16 protein-coding genes and 2 pseudogenes are annotated in these 18418 nt (G+C 41.8%); 12 read left to right on the top strand and 6 right to left on the bottom strand.

Translation table 11 applies throughout. The features are described 5' to 3' along the window. Positions 1–42 precede the first annotated feature (42 nt). Positions 43–681 (bottom strand): annotated as a pseudogene (miaE, locus tag ACU01J_RS00890) (tRNA isopentenyl-2-thiomethyl-A-37 hydroxylase MiaE); the annotation flags it as partial. 199 nt (positions 682–880) lie between these two features. Beyond that, complete coding sequence (gene miaE / locus ACU01J_RS00885; protein ID WP_481084015.1) at positions 881–1648, bottom strand: tRNA isopentenyl-2-thiomethyl-A-37 hydroxylase MiaE; 768 nt, start codon at positions 1646–1648, stop codon at positions 881–883. Between the two features lie 326 nt (positions 1649–1974). Here miaE (ACU01J_RS00885) and ACU01J_RS00880 point away from each other — a divergent pair, with 326 nt between their 5' ends. The 3 genes from ACU01J_RS00880 to ACU01J_RS00870 are packed head-to-tail and all read left to right on the top strand — an operon-like array spanning position 1975 to position 5603. Continuing rightward, positions 1975–3192 carry an ABC-three component system protein gene (locus ACU01J_RS00880; protein WP_481084014.1) on the top strand — a complete coding sequence of 406 codons (1218 nt, stop codon included), beginning with the start codon at positions 1975–1977 and terminating at the stop codon, positions 3190–3192. Then, positions 3182–3682: a hypothetical protein gene (locus ACU01J_RS00875; protein WP_481084013.1), complete on the top strand. Its 501-nt coding sequence runs from the start codon at positions 3182–3184 to the stop codon at positions 3680–3682. The genes ACU01J_RS00880 and ACU01J_RS00875 overlap by 11 nt, the downstream gene beginning before the upstream one ends. After that, positions 3675–5603, top strand: a complete 1929-nt coding sequence (locus ACU01J_RS00870; protein ID WP_481084012.1) for a P-loop NTPase family protein — start codon at positions 3675–3677, stop codon at positions 5601–5603. The genes ACU01J_RS00875 and ACU01J_RS00870 overlap by 8 nt, the downstream gene beginning before the upstream one ends. A gap of 155 nt (positions 5604–5758) precedes the next feature. Here the strand turns inward: ACU01J_RS00870 and miaE (ACU01J_RS00865) are convergent. Beyond that, positions 5759–5908: pseudogene (gene miaE / locus ACU01J_RS00865) on the bottom strand (tRNA isopentenyl-2-thiomethyl-A-37 hydroxylase MiaE); the annotation flags it as partial. Positions 5909–5984: 76 nt separating this feature from the next. Beyond that, a complete protein-coding gene (locus ACU01J_RS00860) occupies positions 5985–6749 on the bottom strand; it encodes a DNA repair protein (protein WP_481084011.1) in 765 nt (254 codons plus the stop codon). Between the two features lie 296 nt (positions 6750–7045). Here ACU01J_RS00860 and cysB point away from each other — a divergent pair, with 296 nt between their 5' ends. The 6 genes from cysB to ACU01J_RS00830 all read left to right on the top strand — a co-directional run bounded on the left by cysB (position 7046) and on the right by ACU01J_RS00830 (position 13921). Then, positions 7046–8020: an HTH-type transcriptional regulator CysB gene (gene cysB / locus ACU01J_RS00855; RefSeq protein ID WP_481084010.1), complete on the top strand. Its 975-nt coding sequence runs from the start codon at positions 7046–7048 to the stop codon at positions 8018–8020. A gap of 54 nt (positions 8021–8074) precedes the next feature. Continuing rightward, entirely contained in the window at positions 8075–9268 is a 1194-nt protein-coding gene (locus tag ACU01J_RS00850) for a methyltransferase (protein WP_481084009.1), read from the top strand. 307 nt (positions 9269–9575) lie between these two features. Next, complete coding sequence (locus ACU01J_RS00845) at positions 9576–10541, top strand: ABC transporter substrate-binding protein (protein WP_481084008.1); 966 nt, start codon at positions 9576–9578, stop codon at positions 10539–10541. A gap of 67 nt (positions 10542–10608) precedes the next feature. Beyond that, entirely contained in the window at positions 10609–11535 is a 927-nt protein-coding gene (locus ACU01J_RS00840; RefSeq protein WP_481084007.1) for an ABC transporter permease, read from the top strand. Next, on the top strand, positions 11532–12326 hold the full coding sequence (locus tag ACU01J_RS00835) for an ABC transporter ATP-binding protein (RefSeq protein WP_394127778.1): 795 nt from the start codon (positions 11532–11534) through the stop codon (positions 12324–12326). The genes ACU01J_RS00840 and ACU01J_RS00835 overlap by 4 nt, the downstream gene beginning before the upstream one ends. 134 nt (positions 12327–12460) lie before the next feature. Then, positions 12461–13921 (top strand): sensor domain-containing diguanylate cyclase, encoded by a 1461-nt coding sequence (locus tag ACU01J_RS00830; RefSeq protein WP_481084006.1) that lies wholly within the window; start codon positions 12461–12463, stop codon positions 13919–13921. Here ACU01J_RS00830 and dusC read toward each other — a convergent pair. After that, entirely contained in the window at positions 13918–14871 is a 954-nt protein-coding gene (gene dusC / locus ACU01J_RS00825) for a tRNA dihydrouridine(16) synthase DusC (RefSeq protein ID WP_481084005.1), read from the bottom strand. The genes ACU01J_RS00830 and dusC overlap by 4 nt on opposite strands. 53 nt (positions 14872–14924) lie before the next feature. Next, on the bottom strand, positions 14925–15488 hold the full coding sequence (locus tag ACU01J_RS00820; protein WP_481084004.1) for a prepilin-type N-terminal cleavage/methylation domain-containing protein: 564 nt from the start codon (positions 15486–15488) through the stop codon (positions 14925–14927). A 261-nt stretch (positions 15489–15749) separates the two neighbouring features. Between ACU01J_RS00820 and ACU01J_RS00815 the strand changes: the two genes are divergently transcribed. From ACU01J_RS00815 to ACU01J_RS00805, 3 genes are all read left to right on the top strand, one after another. Continuing rightward, positions 15750–16364 (top strand): YecA/YgfB family protein, encoded by a 615-nt coding sequence (locus ACU01J_RS00815; protein ID WP_481084003.1) that lies wholly within the window; start codon positions 15750–15752, stop codon positions 16362–16364. A gap of 92 nt (positions 16365–16456) precedes the next feature. After that, positions 16457–17053, top strand: coding sequence for an outer membrane lipoprotein periplasmic chaperone LolA (gene lolA, locus ACU01J_RS00810; protein ID WP_481084002.1), 597 nt, complete (start codon positions 16457–16459; stop codon positions 17051–17053). Between the two features lie 2 nt (positions 17054–17055). Beyond that, positions 17056–18402, top strand: a complete 1347-nt coding sequence (locus ACU01J_RS00805; protein ID WP_481084001.1) for a replication-associated recombination protein A — start codon at positions 17056–17058, stop codon at positions 18400–18402. Positions 18403–18418: the final 16 nt, after the last annotated feature.

Raw genomic sequence — 18418 nt, 5'->3', positions numbered from 1 at the left:
TCACAGCTTGATAAAAAAGGATGCACTAAGCATCCTTTTTTCTTAAGCGGGCACACCGCTGTGGAATTTAAAGTCACTGTCGGATGAAGAAATTAGCTCAGCTTCTAAACGTCCGAAGTACTCAATTCGTTCAGTGATATCCTTTCCAGCGATCTCTTCGGCTAGTGTCAGGTAGTCTTGATAATGACGAGCTTCAGAGCGCAGCAGTGACACGTAGAATTTGGCGATATCTTCATCCATATGAGGAGCAATCTTAGCGAAACGTTCACAAGAGCGAGCTTCTATATAAGCGCCGATAATGAGCTTATCAATGAGTGTTTGTGGCTCATGGGTCGCCATATTACCAATCAGCCCCTTTGCATAACGACTTGCTTGCACAGGCTCATAGGCAATCCCACGATCGTCCATTATCTCTAGCACTTGATAGAAATGGTGTAATTCTTCTTTGATCAGCAATACCATTTTATCAATCAAATCTTGGCTGTATGGAGAGTTCGATTTAGCCATGATTGCTTTAGATATATTACTTTTGCCTTTAAGCGTCTCTAGGCTACCGGTTTTTCGGTAAGTGAAGTCTTCATAAGGCTTAAACCAATCTAATAAACTGTGGGCGCTATCTTTATCTACTGCGTATTTTCGAATCAGGTACATAGCTGATTGACCCGCTTTCAGCTCACACAAATCTTGGGAATATTGAAACTCTCGAAAAATAGATAGAAAACAGATTGAAATGAACTGGTGCCAACCTTGATTTTTCAATAAAAACAATATGATATGTGTTTTTTTGGAAAGTCAAATTTTGACAAAAAAGCAATATGCACGACTCGGCCTTTTGAAGAGTCACCGTGCATATTGCTACCTATATTGTTGTTTTTTTATGCTACGCAGCTAGTTTTGGTACGCCAGAGTGGAAGCGAAATTCTGAATCGTCAGAGGTAATTAATTCAGCTTCAACATTAGCAAAGTGTTCAATACGCTCTGAAATATCTTCACCTGCAATCTGCTCTGCGAGTTCCAAGTAGTCTTGGTAGTGTCGTGCTTCTGAGCGTAGCAATGAGATGTAGAACTTCTGAATTGGTTCATCAAGGAATGGGGCAAGCTTGGCAAATCGTTCGCAAGAACGAGCTTCAATGAATGCACCAATAATCAGCTTGTCGATAAGAGCTGCTGGTTCAAAGGTGCGGATATGTTTAATCATCCCCTTAGCGTAACGACTTGCTGTTATTGGGCGATATTCCAAACCTTGTTCTTCAATAATTTCTAACACTTGGTAGAAGTGGTGTAGCTCTTCTCGAATTAAGAGAACCATCTTATCAATCATATCCTGTCCGTAGGCGCAGCCATCTTTGGGTTTGATTGATTTAGAAATGTTGCTTTTTCCTTTTAGCGTTTCAAGGCTGCCAATGCCTTTGTAAGCAAAGTGCTCATATGGCTCAACCAATTGAGTAATCTGATCTTTACCTTCATCGGTTAAGACATAGCGTTTAAGAAGGAAAACGGCACTCTGCGAAGCTTTCAATTCGCATAGTAAATGATCTCGTAAAATCACGGATAGGTTTTCTGGCTTACGAGCTTCTTCAATCCAAGAGTCTGGTGTTGAGCATTTTAGGAAGTCATTGATTGGTTCTAATAATTTGTGATCGTACATTTACATTAACTTCGATAGAAACTTTGGTGCAATGATACCACACCTAAACTTTTTGAAGTTGCCTGTTGTGAGTAGATAAATCCCGAATAATTAGTTGATTCGAGTGAGCGCTTTGTAAAATGTAGGGCATTATTTGATGTGGTTCAAAATGAAACTCGAGCGTTAAGTAAGTGCCCATAGTCAAATATCTATTTTGTGCTTTATAACATTGCGTTGCATATGGTTATGTGGTGTAGTTCAGAATAGCGATTTAGGTTTAACCTGTTGTTTGTGCGAGGCTTAGATAAGTTCTTAGCACTTAACATTGTGGCTCAATGAAGGGAAATATGAAAAAAATTCTTGTTGTTTTTATACACGGTTTAAAGGGAGGCGACTCAACTTGGGTCAATGATGAAGGAGTCTCGTTCAAAGAGTTGCTATTGTCTGAAGCTTTAATCAATGAAGAATGTGAAATCGTTGAGTATGACTACTTTACCCAAATCACAGAGTTTATGAATGGATTTATAGCTAAGCAAACTCATGCGTTCATGCGAAAGCTCCCGCTGTTTAAGCGCTTAGGTCGGTATAAAAAAACTAAGAAGAATCAGAGAAACAAGTCAATTTCAGATTTGTCGAAAGGATTAGAGTCAACTATTAGAGCAAGATACAAAGAAGCTGAATCAGTAATATTGATAGGTCATAGTATGGGGGGGCTAGTGGCAAAAAGGTTGATTCTTGAACAGATCGAGGCTGCTAAAACAATTAATGTAACTGGTTATTTGTCTATTGCTGTTCCACATAAAGGCTCTCTAGAGTCACTATTTTTGCAGTTTAGCTCCAATGAACATTTGAAAGAGTTGATGCCATTAAACAAGCAAACGCTAGAATTGGATGAAAAGTGGGAGCAATATAAGAGTCACTTACCAAAGTCAACATATCTAATAGCATTAGATGATGAGGTTGTTAAGCCGCATACAGCTAAACCAAATAATATTTCAAGTGAAAATATATTTAGCTTAGATAAGGAAGACCATACATCAATATCTAAACCTGAAGATAGCAATGCATTGTCTTATATTATTGTTCGTGATTTTTTATTGGAACAAATTCAGTCGAAAAAAAACTCTGTTGAGAAATCTAACGTTAGATTTCAAAACTTATCACAATTAGATAAAGAAGTTTTTGTGATTAAGTTATTGGTGTCTGATGTTGAAAAATCATTAGTAGATAGCTCTAAAAGTGCATTCCTTAATGCTGAAATAATGTGCCGAATAAATAGGTCAGAACAAGAAGAACTATCTAGCTTGTATGATAGAGTTAAGTTCATATACTCTCAGAATTTTTATAAGTATAAGAAAGAATCGAAAGATAGTTCTGATTTAGTTTATGATATTCATAAAGAAATAAAAGAAAGTGATGATAGCTCTCTTAAAACAAGTCTTTCTGACATTTCATTCTTGGAAAAAATAGGCATGATCCACCAATTAGCTGATTCAATAGACGATAATGTTGTATGGAATGATAATACGAATTTAGATAAAGTTAGAGAAGTCTATGAGTCATAACAATCATCACCACTTTTTAGATGTCTTTAGTGAGCGTTCTCTTACTATATATCGACTTTGGATGATTATTGAGAAACTCCAATATAACACTCGTGGACGTAAAGTTTTAACACTTGATAAACTTTGCATTTTTGATGCAATTATCTCAGATAATAGTATTACTAATTCAGTATGTAGATTCTTTAACCCCAATTTAGACTCTGTCAGCAATGATAATGATGATATATTAGTTAATTCATCTCAAATGTTAAGAACCGTAATGAAGACGGGTAATGTTCGTGAAAGGGTGATGGAACTATATATGCTAGAAATGATTGATATTGAAATTGTTAAAGGTGAAATATACGTATCCGTAATAAATAAAATAGATATAAAAATTGAAAATGATCTTGTTAATGATTGGGAAACTAACCTACAAAAATCTAAATCATTAGTAGCAAAATCTTTCAATCAATTAATCGGATCACTAACAGGTGCACTATATGAGTAACTCCCCTTCTATAATAATCGAAAAGCTTAGAATTATTGGTCAAGATAAAAATTATGATATTTCTTTTAAAGAGGGAGTTAATATAATATGGGGTGACCTCGATTGTGGAAAAAGCAGTATATTAAACCTTATTAGCTATGCTTTAGGGGCATCGCATATTGATACATATGATCAGCTCGAAGCGAAAGCGAAGTTATGTCAGCTATCCGTATTTCTGAATAATGAAAGGTATACATTCGTAAGAAATATCTTTGACTCAAACGAGTACATCCGTTGTTATAAAGGTCATTTTGATGTAGATAGCTCTCCTAGATTACTTGCTGCGAATCTGGAACAAATTGATGCAGCTCCAGATGGTTACATTGCATTTTACATACTTGAGCTTCTAGGTTTACCATTGACTAAGATTAAGGTATCACCTAGCCAACTTGATTCAACAATGAATCGAGTTGGTTTCAAAGATATTTTAAAATTCATCCATTTAAAACAAAAAAATATAGCTGCTGACTCTCTGTTAGATATGAATAACGGAAGCAGATATGTAAAGAATAAGGAAGTGCTGAAGTACCTTCTTAATATTCATGATGAAGCAGTCTCTGTGATTAACTCCGAAATATCAGAGAATAAATCTTTAGAAAAACAAAAGATAAAAGAAAAAAAAGGAATTATAAAATTCCTTCAAGATGCTGATTTTGACTTTGAAGTAAATGTAGATTCAGAAATTGAAAAATATGATCAACTAATTAATGAAGTTGATAAGCAAGTTGATGGTTTAAAAAGTGATCACAGAAAAGTTATAAGCTTTTCGTCTCAAATTGAATCTGAAGTTAACGCCATAAATGAATCTTTAAAAAGCATTTCTGTTAAAAGACCTACTTTGATTGAAGATATTGATAAGTATGTAAAACTAAAGAATACGTATGAAAAAGAGAGGAAGTCTATAAAACTATCTCTTGATCTGGATTCAAAATTCAATATAGACCTTAAAAAACCTATCATTTGCCCTTTGTGTAACCAAAGTCATAATTCTGACTTGACTGAATCCAAGATTCCACCATCTATTTTATCTAACGAAAAGAAATCCTTAGATAGAAAGATTAGAGGGATCACTACTTTAATAGACACTATTCGAAGTGAATTAGGTGATTTTGATACCTCAGAGAGAAAGTTAAAAGAAACTCTATTTGAAATCCAAAATACATATGACGAAAAGTATGCAAAAGAAGTATCTGTACTGATTGAATCAATATCAATGCTAGAGAAACAAAAGACAGATATTTTTTCGCAAAGGAAACTGCTGAACAGAGACAAGAAGTTTATCGATAGAATTGATAAACTAAATGAAAATCTCGATAATTTAGAAAAGGTAATTTCTAGGTTAGAGGGTGATCTTAAAAAAGCCGAAGAGAAGTGTTTAAATCCTAGTGATGTTATACAAAGGCTAAATTCCATTTTTGATAGACTTATGGAAATTAGTGGTCTTTCTGATATGAATGGCATTGAATTTAATAAGAAACTAGATTACATAGTTCGAGGAAAAGATTTTACAAAACTCACATCAGGAGGTGTTCGTACTATCACGTCCATTAATATTTATCTCTCAAAGCTGATCTATGCTATGAAGTATGACTCTTACCTCCCAACCTTATTAATGTTAGACACTCCAGGAAATAATATCGGAAGAAAGAGAGATTTGACTAAAGCAAGTGATGACGCATCAGACCCTATAATTTATGAAAATATCTATAAAAGGCTTGGGGCCTTGTCAAAAATTTCGAACAAAACAGGTAGTAAATTTCAGGTGATAGTTGTAGATAACGACCTTGCAGATTCTGCTGAGGATAATGGCGATTTTTACATTGCTAAACGATTTAGTAAAAGCGACCCACAATTTGATAGTGGCTTGATTAACGATGTTTGATTTACGAAGGCATCAATAATTGACGCTCTCATCTGAATGCAGTACATCCCCTTGTGTGTTGATGCATATATAACTATGGGGTATTGAGGAATAAAAGAGGCTACATGCCTCTTTTTTGTGCTTCTTGAACGGTAAGTAACATGTATGCACGCCTATGCTTTCAGCTCACACAACAAGTGGTCGATAAGGACTACTTTGAGGTTTTCCGGTTTACGAGCCTCTTCAACCCATGCGTCGGGAGTTGAGCACTGGAGAAAACCGTTTATTGGTTCAAGTAGTGATTGGTATTGGTCTAATTCGATCATCTTGGACTTACTTTACAAAATAAATAGAAAAAGGCCGCTAGCGCGACCTTTTTGAAAATAGCTGTGCGGGACTATATTACCACTTTTTCTTTTCACCAAAGAGTGCATCCATATCGTTTTGGCGTTGGCTCTCTTCCATCTGGTGTAAATCTTCAGCGTTCTTAGTTTGACGCTTAGATTCTAGCTCGTCGTACATAGTCTGCAGCTTTTCACGCGCTTGATTTGAATAAGCGTCGTTTTTGGTGCTCAGTGCGTCCAGACCTTTTTTCAGTAACTGGATTGCGGTACCGGGTTGGCCACGAACGATCGCGTCGTTTGAGCGCTTAATGACATTTTCAATGTTGATACGTACCTGGATGGTTTCTAAGCGCGCATTTTCAGCAACATAACCTTGAGTCTCAAAGCGACCTTTATTGTGCTCGCTGCGAATGGTGTCGCGTAGGCGCTTGACCAGTTTGAGCATAACAATTGCTTGTTTGTCACTGCTTGGCACTTTAAAACTAGTGCTTTCGCCACCCTTGTAGTTCTCTTCAAGTTGCTTGATCTGATCTTTAACGTGGGCGACTCGTTGCTCAAGCTGTTTATTCTTTGGATCGAGTTCATGCATACTCTGAACTGCATCTAGGATACGAGTATTCAGACACACCAATAGCTCTTTGCTGTATGGCATGTGATGAGCGTGGCCGATAAGCTCTTCTGTTGCATCAATAATTTGCAGGTAACGCGAACTTTCCTGTTTACGCGCTGTTTCTGCTTTAACTTTATACTGGAGCATAATGTTATAGCCGAGAACTAACACCAGTAAGATGGCAACTAAAGCTATGATTAAACCAATATTCATAAATTCCGTATCTTATGTTTTTTAGTGGCTAGCCGTTAAGCATACACGATCCTGCCATGCGACTGTAACTGTTTCGCATTATTGCTCAACTTAGTAATTTTATTAATGAAAACTCTCTTTGCAAAGCTCATTCTGAGTATTTGGTTGCAAAATGGGCATTATCAACAAAAAACTGCCTGCTTTTCTAAACAGTCACCCCAATTTGACTATCAATTTCACTTTTAAGGCGTTATAACTAAATATTATAAACTATGTTTGATCGCTGTACGGCATCGATAAGGGATTACGAGGTCAGAATGAAATTACAACAATTGAAGTATATTGTTGAGGTTGTTAACCATAACTTAAATGTTTCTGCTACGGCGGAGAGTCTTTACACCTCTCAACCAGGTATCAGTAAACAGGTTCGTTTGTTAGAAGATGAACTTGGAATTCAGATCTTCGAGCGTAGTGGTAAGCACTTAACGCAGGTAACGGGGGCTGGTGAAGACATTATTCGTATCTCTCAAGAGATTCTTGCTCGAGTTGAAAGTATCAAGGCGGTTGCCGGCGAACATACTCATCCAGAAATGGGTACGCTGAATATTTCGACCACGCACACTCAGGCACGTTACGCGCTTCCTGATGTGATCAAAGGTTTTACTGCTCGTTACCCGAAAGTGTCACTGCATATGCACCAAGGCACGCCTTCGCAAATGTCTGAAGCAATTGCTAAAGGTACGGCAAACTTTGCCATTGCAACCGAAGCGCTTCACCTCTATCAAGATGCGATTATGCTGCCTTGTTATCACTGGAATCGCTCGATTGTTGTGCCAAAGAACCACCCACTAGCGCAGAAAGAGAAAGTGACGATTCAGGACTTGGCTTCATTCCCATTAGTCACTTATGTGTTCGGCTTTACCGGACGTTCAGAGCTAGATACTGCGTTTAACAAATATGGTTTAACGCCGCGAGTGGTATTTACCGCAACCGATGCTGACGTCATCAAAACTTATGTCCGTATGGGTGTCGGTGTTGGCGTGATTGCAAGTATGGCCATCGACCAAGAGCAAGATACTGATCTGGTCGCAATTGATGCGAGCCATATCTTTGGTGCAAGTACCACAAGTATCGGCTTTAGACGCGGTACGTTCCTTCGTTCTTACATGTTCGACTTTATGGAGCGTTTTGCTCCGCACTTAACACGTCCAGTGGTTGAGCAGGCACTATCTCTGAAATCTAATGCTGAGATTGAAGAGATGTTTAAGGATATTGATCTACCAGTTCGTTAATCCGCTACCATCTTGTGTGACTTCCCTCTAAACTGGCGTTTTCAGGGGGAAGTCATGTTACAACTATTCCAATCACTCGATCGATTCTTAGTCGATAACCAATCGTTATGGCGCTTTGAGCCCTTTTTTGCCAGTCGTACCAATACGCTTCCTTGGCTGTCGGATCACGCTTCGTTATGTGCTTGGCTAAACTCTTTGTCCTCTCAACAAATTGAACACTTTAAAGTCGATAACGACGCGCTTGTTGAAGCAATCTCTAACTACCTACCTCATATCGCACAAATAGCTACATGGACTAAGCTGCCAACACTAAAAACTCAAGGTCTGCAGTTGTCTCGCGGAGTCGATAGTGGCGTGCCGGGAAGAAAGTTACAACAGATTGTCTCGATGGGAGAAGCCGTGTTGAACTCGCATCATGGCAGTGAGTGGTTAGAGTGGTGTTCCGGAAAAGGCTTTTTAGGCAGAATATTGGCCAGCCAGTCAGGGCAACCGGTCACCAGCTTTGAGTATCAGCAAGCGTTGTGCGAATCAGGGCAGCGCGAGGCGGATAAGCAGAGATTGGCGATGAAGTTTGTCCAAGGTGATGCGTTTAGTTCAGACTCCATTGACGCGTTTAATTCCAATCAGCATGCAGTCGCACTCCATGCCTGCGGTGACTTACATGTATCGCTTATTTACCATGGCTGCCAAAAACAGCTGCCAGCAATGACTTTTTCGCCATGTTGTTACCATCTCATTCGTGCAAAGACTTATCAGCCAATGTCTGATGCTGCGAAGCAGTCTAACCTAGCATTGAATAAGTCAGAGTTACGCATCCCGCTACAAGAAACCGTCACTGGGGGAGAGCGGGTGAAGCGACATCGCATCGAAGAAATGACTTTCCGTCTTGGTTTCGACTTGCTGTTAAAAGAAGCTAAGGGAATTGAGCAATATCAGCCAATACCGAGTATTAAAAAATCTCAGCTATCTGAAGGTTTTGCAGCGTTCTGCCATTGGGCGAGTGTTCATAAGGGTATACAGTTGCAAGAGGTAGACTATGCCGCGTATGAGGACAAAGGTCGTCAACGCTATTGGCAGATGGAGCGAATGAGTCTGGTTCAGCAGCCGTTTAGACGTGCACTAGAGCTTTGGCTAGTATTGGATAAAGCGCTTTATCTTGAGCAATGCGGTTACGAGGTGACGCTATCTCAGTTCTGCTCAAGAGAAACGACCCCACGCAATATCTTGGTTCATGCTACAAGGTGTTAAAAGTAACCTGTATCTCCTTTTGTTATTTAAATGTTAAAGTCTGCTTTTCTTTTCTCCGGCTTACTGGTAATAATTAGAGTGCACACAAATTGTGCAACTTAATAAATATAAACAGTTAAACACAACAAAATTATTGCTTATACCAAGCCATTCGCAACCCGCCCATAGCCGTTATCATCACTTGAGACGGTAGGTAGTAGAGCGTGGCTGACCTTAGCTCAAAAAGGCCACTGCCAATGTTAGGCGAGGTCTTTTGTGCAAAGTATGTTTGATGGTCAATGGATTGGTATCACATCAAGGAGTTAAGATGAAAGCAGGAAAAGTTTTTGCGACCGCTGTTCTCGCAGGTGTCACATTACTCTCATCCACTAGTATTATGGCGAAAACGGCAAAAGTCGCTGTTTCGCAAATCGTTGAGCACCCAGCACTGGATGCCGCTCGCCAAGGTTTGATTGATGGTCTAAAAGCCAAAGGATACGAGCAAGGCAAAAACCTCGAATTTGATTACAAAACTGCGCAAGGCAACCCAGCTATCGCAGTGCAAATCGCCCGTCAATATGTGGGTGAAAAGCCAGATGTGTTAGTGGGTATCGCGACCCCAACCGCTCAAGCATTGGTTTCAGCTACTCGTTCTATTCCTGTTGTTTTCACTGCAGTCACAGATCCTGTTGGGGCGAAGTTAGTAAAAAGCCTAGAGCAACCGGGTAAAAACGTCACGGGTCTTTCTGACCTTTCTCCTGTTAGTCAACACGTTGAATTGATCAAAGAGATCATTCCAGATGTGAAATCTATTGGTGTGGTATTTAACCCGGGTGAAGCTAATGCAGTCACTCTGGTCGACCTGCTTAAGCAAAGTGCTGAGGCTCAAGGTATTCAAGTCGTTGAAGCAACAGCGTTGAAAAGTGCTGACGTTAAATCCGCAACTCAGGCGATTGCAGCGAAGTCTGATGTTATTTACGCTCCAACGGACAACACTGTTGCGAGTGCCATTGAAGGGATGATTGTCGCGGCAAATCAAGCCAAAACGCCGGTATTGGGTGGCGCAACCTCATACGTAGAGAAGGGGGCTATCGCAAGCTTAGGTTTTGATTACTACCAAGTGGGCGTACAAACCGCCGATTACGTTGTCGCTATCATTGAAGGCACTAACCCTGGCACATTAGATGTCAAAGTAGCGAAAGGTTCAGACCTTGTGGTCAATAAAACGGCTGCGGTGAAACTAGGTGTCTCAATTCCTCAATCTGTACTTGAACGAGCAACAAGCGTTAAGTAAATGCTTACCTCAACTCAGTCTAACACTGGGTTGAGGTTAACTAACATCTGCAGAAAGGGAGTTGTTGATGTCTACTTTTGCATTTTTTGGTGCGCTTGAAATTGGTCTGTTATACGGACTGGTTGCTTTGGGCGTCTATTTAACTTTTCGTGTTCTCGATTTTCCAGATCTAAGCGTTGATGGAAGCTTTCCTATGGGAGCGGCTGTCGCTGCAACGGCGATTGTCTCGGGCATAAACCCATGGGTGGCGACTTTTATGGCAATTATCGCCGGTGCTGCAACCGGGTGGGTAACGGCTTTCCTGGCGGTCAGATGCGGCATCTTACACCTGTTGGCCTCGATACTGACGATGATTGCGGCCTTCTCGATTAACATCCGTATCATGGGGCGTCCTAACGTTGCCTTGCTGGGTGAAGAAACCATCCTAACGCCATTTGAAACCATTGGTGATCCTATGCTGATTCGTCCGTTGGTGGTTGGTGTCTTGGTACTGATTTCAGCATGGTTCGTGGTCCGTTTACTCAATAGTGACTTTGGTCTGGGCTTGAGAGCGACTGGGGTCAATGCTCGAATGGTCTCCGCACAAGGTGCCAGTACCGCTTTTTACACTTATTTTGGTCTTGCACTCTCTAATGGATTTGTAGGATTTTCTGGTGCGCTATTCGCTCAAACCAACAGCTTTGCGGATGTAACTTCTGGTGTCGGTACCATTGTGGTTGGCCTTGCAGCGGTTATCTTAGGTCAGACTCTCATTCCGGGTCGGAAGATTTGGGTCGCTGTTGTTGCCGTTATTGTTGGTTCGGTGCTCTATCGTCTAGCGGTCGCGTTTGCGTTAAGTAGCGGGATGTTTGGCTTGCAAGCATCAGACCTAAACTTGGTTACCGCAGTACTGGTTGCCGCAGCCTTAATTGCACCAAAAATTAAAGGAAACCTAAAGTCAAAAAAGCGTAGTCGCCCACAAGCTCAAGAAAAAGAGTCTGGAGATTTAGCATGATTCGATTGGAAGATATTCAAGTAACGTTTAATCCGGGCACAATCCTGGAAAATAGAGCGTTAAGAGGAGTGACTTTAGAAGTACCAGAGCATCAATTTCTAACCGTAATTGGTTCGAATGGTGCGGGGAAGTCAACCTTGCTTGGGGCGGTAACAGGTGAAACACCGATGATTGGTGGTAAAGTTATTATTGATGAGCTAGATGTAACAAAACAAACCGTTGATCAGCGAGCACAACAATGTGCACGAGTGTTCCAAGATCCTCTCGCGGGGACATGTGGTGAGTTGACCATAGAAGAGAATATGGCACTGGCCTACATGCGTGGTAAAAAGCGTGGCTGGAGCTTGTCGCTTTCATCAAAGCGCCGCCAGCTTTTTCAAGAAAGGATCAGTATTCTCGGTTTAGGCTTAGAAGATAGGTTAGGCGATAGCATAGGACTCCTTTCTGGGGGGCAACGCCAAGCGGTGAGTCTGGTTATGGCAACGCTATCGGATAGCAAATTACTGTTATTAGATGAGCATACCGCAGCATTAGATCCTCGTATGGCTGCGTTTATCATCGATTTAACTAAGAAAATCGTCAATGAATTTAACTTAACCGTGATGATGGTAACCCACTCGATGAAAGATGCATTAGCGTGTGGTGACCGCACTGTGATGCTTCACCAAGGGGAGATTGTGTTAGATGTGGCAGGAGAGCAACGCCAGAATATGCAAGTCCCAGACTTGTTAGAGATGTTTTCTAAGGTGAGAGGGGAAGAGTTAGCCGATGACAGTTTGTTGTTAAACTAGGCAAAAATTGGCTGAATTTTAACGAGACTGACTCTTTGAAAATGATACTTATGTGTCATAATTGAAAACAATACGTTTCCAAGCCTATTTGCCTTGTATAGGTAGATAGGCTTTTATTGTTATTTGAGGGTGGAATGCAGGTAAAAAGGCATTTTAGTGTAAAATTTGTATTGTTAATGCCTTTGGTAATTTCCCTGTTAGTTTTAGCTTTAACGGGTAAAAATTATTACGACTCGGTTAATCGTGATATTGATGATGAGTATGAGCGTATTACCGCAGCGTTATCTCGTGCCAGTAAAGTGATCAGTGCGATTGATTACAGCTTTTCTAACTACTCCAAATCCAGCTACATTTTAATGTTAGAGCACAACACCCAAGTGAAAGATGGTTTGTGCCAAATGTGGCCGATAGATGCCTTGCTCTTGTCTGAAGGGCGACACCATGAAATTCCTGCCGTAGACATAAATTACATGTTGGTGGGGGATGCTAGCTTATGTGAGCCAGAAAGCGAAGAGTACAAACGTGTATCCGGGCAGGTCTCACTCGCCCCAGTTTTATCCTTTCTCCACGATATTGACTCCTCTTTGCTTGGTATTCACTACATTGACCGTGAAGGCTATCTAATGTCTTCACCGGATACTTATGCGAGAAATATTACCGCTGAATTGCTTGCAACATTAAAGGCGCGTCCATATTGGCAAGCCACGGCGAATAACCGGGACTTGATTACGTTGACGGGACCGGCACCTACGCCAACGAGTAGTGCAATGGTCATGAGTATGACTATGCCTGTTTATCAGGGAGAAGTACTGCAAGGGATACTTTCTCTGGATATCTCTTATGATGAGATTTTAAACACTCATGGGAAAGTCGCGGGTGAGCTAGGTCTTGTCGATACTGGTTATCTTTCTCTGCCTGATAATGCGATGCGTAGGCTTGATCTGGAGCTAGAGGGAGCAAAAGGTTCACACACACTGTTTTATCAATTTGATTTAGCCAAAGAGATTCATAATTTTATAATTTTTGAACGTTATAGCTTGGCAGTCGTTGCTTTTATTTACGTTTTCTTAGTTACGGTTCTATTTTTTATTAATACTCGCATGGAGCATGGATATTTCAAAGAGTTGGCAGCAAAAGATCCAATGACAGGGCTGTTCAATCGTCGCGGACTGAAGGCGTTTTTGAAAACAGCGCAGCATAGTGACTATATAGCGTTAGCGGTATTTGATATCGACAACTTTAAATCCATTAATGACACCTATGGTCATGATGTTGGTGATATGGTTATCTCTCATGTAGCAGAGCAAATTAGCCTTAATATTCGGCATAGTGATGTGGCAGCGCGTATTGGTGGGGAAGAGTTTGTTATCTATATGACGGGTAACGATAAGACGTTGCTGCAAAAAGGTATGTTGCGTGTTCAACTGGCAATTGTTGCAACATCTTCTGATGCGGTCGTAAATGGTTTTACGATTTCTGGTGGCGTAGAAATTGTGACTAAGGATGAAGAGCGCGGCTTTGATTCTTTATTCAAAGCCGCAGACGAAAAGCTTTATCAAGCTAAAACAACAGGTAAAGATAAGCTAGTATTCTAAGCTGATGCCAACTCATTGCGATATCGAGTAATGTACTCAACAATCGGTGCCGCTTTATTAAAGGTGCGGATTTCTCTAAACAACTCTGCTGCTTCTGGGTATTGTTGGCGTAAGTAAGAGAACCATTGTTTCACTCGGTTCGGGTAGTACAGGCCTTTGTCGCCTTTCATTTCATACTGCGAGTAAATCAACAACAGTTCGACAACTTCAGACCACGGCATTACTTTATGGTTATGTTTCACAACATTGCCAAGGTTTGGCACATTAAAGGCGCCGCGGCATACCATTAGTGAGTCAACACTGGTGGTCTCAATGCAGGCTTGTCCGTCTTGGTAATTCCAGATTTCACCATTGGCGATTAATGGGATAGAGAAGCGTTGTCTAATCTGATTGATGTAGTCCCACTTTATTTCGCTGGCTTTATAGCCGCCCGTTTTGGTGCGTGCATGAACGGTGAGCTCGTTTGCGCCAGCGCTTTGAATAGCATCAACAATTTCAAAACAGTCGTCGGGGTTTTCCCAACCGAGACGAATTTTTGCGGTGACAGGAGTACCCTGTGGCACTGCTTCACGGCAGGCTTTAACCACGTTATGGATAAGCTCTGGGTGTTGGAGAAGGGCTGCGCCACCTTTGCTCTTGTTGACCAGTTTAGCCGGGCAGCCAAAGTTTAAGTCGATGCCTTTGGCCCCTAGCTCTGCAGCGCGAATCGCATTCTCAGCCATCCATTTAGGGTCTTGACCAAGCAATTGTACGTGAACAGGAACGCCAGACTTAGTTTGCGAACCTTGGAGTAGTTCTGGACACAAGCGATGAAATACATGATCAGGTAATAGCTGATCGACAACTCGAACAAACTCAGTGACACATAAATCATAGTCATTGATGTCCGTTAGAATTTCTCTCATCAAATGGTCTAACACGCCCTCCATCGGGCCTAAAACTACTCGCATAAAAAACGCCTCTTTTTAAGGAGGCGTGATTTTAGAGGTTAGGGGCAGAAATGTCACGAGCTCGATGCCATTTCGGTCGTCTGTCTAGTTTCACCTGTTAGAGGAGAGTAATAGAGGATCGGTAACCTTTCTTCAATGGTAAAGCTTGGCGTGTAATAGTAATAACACTCGTTACCTGACGTATACCAGCTGACAATCTCTTCTTCTGATGGAAGTACGGTCCCTGGAGCGTCATGTTGCGAACGTATCTCAAGGTCAGTATCGACTAAAGCGTTCCACAGCAACACGCAGTCTCCACCACGAATAAGTATCGTATCATTGCCATTTGGAGCCAGTGGTGTTTGGTTGACTGATATCGGGAATCCAGTTGTAGACGGATAGACATCGCCGTTACCGTAATCGACCACACCCGTTGGTTCACCTTCAGTTAGCCATTTAGAATGGAACAGTTGGATTGATGTCTCAAAGCTGGCAAAAGCAGCGTCAGCGCGCGCAAGATGAGCATCTCGCTGATAATTGAGAAAACGTGGCGCAGCGGTCACTGCAAGTACACCGAGAATAACAATGACCACAACCAACTCGATGAGAGTGAAGCCTTTATTGCGATAGCTTTTCATTGCAAATACTACAAAAAATAAAACAAATATAAGGAAATGTAATTGTTCTCATCATGCGCCTAGAACTCAATTTTTCAAAGAGAAATAAGTGTCGGCGAAGAAAAAGGCTAGGCAGAAATTTTCATTGCTAGCTGTGACGGGAACATAGTCGAAATGTTACAAGGAGAGGCTATCGAATTAGGGAGAAAAGTCTCGAAGTGACCCAAGGCCTTGCATAGGGTTATAATGCGCCCAATATATGGTTAACACTAGAAAATGATAATGAAGTATCAATTACTGACACTAGAAGACTCAATTACTAATGAATCTCCGTTTTTTATTGAAGGTTTGACGCTCGCTGCCAATCTGGCTACTAAGCCGTTAGCGCCTGAAACGTGGTTGCCTTCAGTATTTGCGCAGCAAGCAGACGCTGCGAAAGGGGCAATTGAAGGGCAGATTAATCAGCAATATGGCTTTTTAAAACGCAACGAGTATTCGCTACTAGCACTGCTAGAAGATGAGGCTAAAGGCGAGCAGTTGGCTGATTTTGCAGAAGGTTTTATGACCTTGTGGCCAATCATTGAAGAGCAATGGGTGGAAGTAAATGTCGGTGATGGCACGCTGCGCATGTTACAGGCGATGTTGACTACCTTTATGCTGGCGATCGACGAAGCGCAAACCCGACAACAGATGATAGAGTCAGGCATCGAGTGTCCACCAAGTTTGGCTGATTTTCTCGATCAAATTGATTTGATGATCTCAGAAGTAGCACAGTCAGCCGATGAAGCGATGATTGGCGCCAAAGCTCAAAGTGTTAATCCATATAAAGATATTGGTCGTAATGATGCCTGCCCATGTAACAGTGGCAAAAAGTTTAAACAGTGCTGCGGAAAGTAGTGATCTTTAGCGAACAAACTTAACCTTCTCCGGTCAAAGAGAAGGTTAAAGCACGTTATAACTAGATCAAAACAACAATCAGGTAGAACTTAATGAAAAAATTGGCCGTATTATTTTTGATGAGCTTTTCAGTTTTAGCTGCGCCTAAAGATGAGTTAAGCCAGCGTCTACAAAAGAACGATGGCTTTAGTGCGGACTTCGCCCAGCAATTGATTAGCCCTGAAGGTGACCTTGTGATGGAAGGACAGGGTAAAGTAGAAATCGCTAGACCGAGCTTATTCCGTTGGACGACAACGGCACCTGATGAAAATGTACTGGTTTCGGACGGTCAATCGCTGTGGTATTACAGCCCGTTTATCGAACAAGTGAGTATTTACTGGCAAGAGCAAGCAACAGAGCAAACGCCTTTTGTATTGTTAACGCGTAATCGCGCCAGTGACTGGGATAACTACAAGGTTGACCAGCAAGGGGATACTTTCACCCTGACGCCGACTGCAGCAGATAGTAATCAAGGGCAGTTCAAGCTAGATATTGATGAGCAAGGCGCTGTGCATCGCTTTAGTGTGGTCGAGCAAGATGGTCAGCAAAGTAACTTTACGTTTAACAACATTAACTTCAACAAACCAAAGGCGAACCGTTTTACTTTTGTCATTCCTGAAGGTGTAGAGGTTGATGACCAAAGGAACTAAATGTGAGTAATTTCTCATTCGATTTTTCAGGGGACGAAGATTTTCGTCCCCTTGCCGCGAGAATGCGCCCAGAAACGCTCGACCAATATATCGGTCAGCAGCATATTCTGGGAGTAGGAAAACCTCTGCGTCGTGCGTTAGAAGCAGGTCATATCCATTCAATGATCTTATGGGGCCCTCCAGGTACCGGAAAGACGACCCTAGCTGAAGTTGCTGCAAATTACGCGAATGCAGAGGTAGAGCGTGTCTCTGCGGTTACCTCGGGTGTGAAAGAGATTCGCGCGGCAATTGAAAGAGCGCGCGAGAACAAACTAGCAGGTAGACGCACAATCTTGTTCGTTGACGAGGTGCATCGCTTCAATAAATCACAGCAAGATGCATTTTTGCCGCACATTGAAGATGGTACGGTGACCTTCATCGGCGCTACTACGGAAAACCCATCTTTCGAGCTTAACAACGCATTGCTCTCACGGGCACGTGTTTACAAGTTGACCTCGTTGGCTCAACACGATATTCGTCTGGCACTTAAACAGGCGATTGAAGAGCAAGAAAGAGGCTTGGGCAATGTTGAAGCATCGTTTGCTGAAGGTGTCCTTGACCGACTGTCTGAGCTAGTTAATGGTGATGCTCGTATGTCACTGAACTACCTTGAACTTCTCTACGATATGGCCGAAGAGGATGAGCAAGGTGTGAAGGTGATTACCTTACCGCTATTAGCTGAAGTCGCGGGTGAAAAAGTCTCTCGTTTTGATAACAAGGGTGATATTTGGTACGACCTAATTTCAGCAGTACATAAGTCGATTCGCGGCTCTAACCCAGATGCGGCGCTCTATTGGTCTGCACGTATGATAGCTGCTGGTTGTGACCCGCTGTATATCGCGCGCCGTTTACTTGCTATCGCATCAGAAGATGTAGGCAATGCAGATCCTAGGGCGATGCAAGTTGCGCTCTCTGCATGGGATTGCTTTACCCGTGTTGGTCCAGCAGAAGGTGAGCGAGCAATTGCACAAGCGATTGTCTATCTAGCGTGTGCACCAAAGAGTAATGCTGTGTATACCGCATGGAAGCAAGCGTTAAGGGATGCGCATAATTTGCCTGAGTATGAAGTGCCTGTTCATTTACGAAATGCACCGACCTCTTTGATGAAAGATCTTGGCTATGGTCAAGAGTATCGTTATGCCCATGATGAGCCTGGCGCGTATGCGGCAGGTGAAAAGTATTTGCCACCTGAAATGGCCGAAACTCGCTACTATCAACCGACAAATCGGGGCTTAGAAACCAAAATTGGCGAAAAGTTAGATTACTTGGCTAGTTTAGACGCAAAAAGCCCACAAAAGCGCTATGAATAAGCGAGTATTTTAGATA

The sequence above is a fragment of the Vibrio sp. 2433-A1 genome (assembly GCF_056726085.1).
The sequence above is the reverse complement of the archived record's forward strand: the minus strand, read 5'-3'. Positions and strand labels throughout refer to the sequence as shown.

Coding starts and splice junctions, on each gene's coding strand:
- miaE (WP_481084015.1), bottom strand. CDS start 1,648: ATGTACGATCACAAATTATTAGAACCAATCAATGACTTCCTAAAATGC.
- ACU01J_RS00880 (WP_481084014.1), top strand. CDS start 1,975: ATGAAAAAAATTCTTGTTGTTTTTATACACGGTTTAAAGGGAGGCGAC.
- ACU01J_RS00875 (WP_481084013.1), top strand. CDS start 3,182: ATGAGTCATAACAATCATCACCACTTTTTAGATGTCTTTAGTGAGCGT.
- ACU01J_RS00870 (WP_481084012.1), top strand. CDS start 3,675: ATGAGTAACTCCCCTTCTATAATAATCGAAAAGCTTAGAATTATTGGT.
- ACU01J_RS00860 (WP_481084011.1), bottom strand. CDS start 6,749: ATGAATATTGGTTTAATCATAGCTTTAGTTGCCATCTTACTGGTGTTA.
- cysB (WP_481084010.1), top strand. CDS start 7,046: ATGAAATTACAACAATTGAAGTATATTGTTGAGGTTGTTAACCATAAC.
- ACU01J_RS00850 (WP_481084009.1), top strand. CDS start 8,075: ATGTTACAACTATTCCAATCACTCGATCGATTCTTAGTCGATAACCAA.
- ACU01J_RS00845 (WP_481084008.1), top strand. CDS start 9,576: ATGAAAGCAGGAAAAGTTTTTGCGACCGCTGTTCTCGCAGGTGTCACA.
- ACU01J_RS00840 (WP_481084007.1), top strand. CDS start 10,609: ATGTCTACTTTTGCATTTTTTGGTGCGCTTGAAATTGGTCTGTTATAC.
- ACU01J_RS00835 (WP_394127778.1), top strand. CDS start 11,532: ATGATTCGATTGGAAGATATTCAAGTAACGTTTAATCCGGGCACAATC.
- ACU01J_RS00830 (WP_481084006.1), top strand. CDS start 12,461: ATGCAGGTAAAAAGGCATTTTAGTGTAAAATTTGTATTGTTAATGCCT.
- dusC (WP_481084005.1), bottom strand. CDS start 14,871: ATGCGAGTAGTTTTAGGCCCGATGGAGGGCGTGTTAGACCATTTGATG.
- ACU01J_RS00820 (WP_481084004.1), bottom strand. CDS start 15,488: ATGAAAAGCTATCGCAATAAAGGCTTCACTCTCATCGAGTTGGTTGTG.
- ACU01J_RS00815 (WP_481084003.1), top strand. CDS start 15,750: ATGAAGTATCAATTACTGACACTAGAAGACTCAATTACTAATGAATCT.
- lolA (WP_481084002.1), top strand. CDS start 16,457: ATGAAAAAATTGGCCGTATTATTTTTGATGAGCTTTTCAGTTTTAGCT.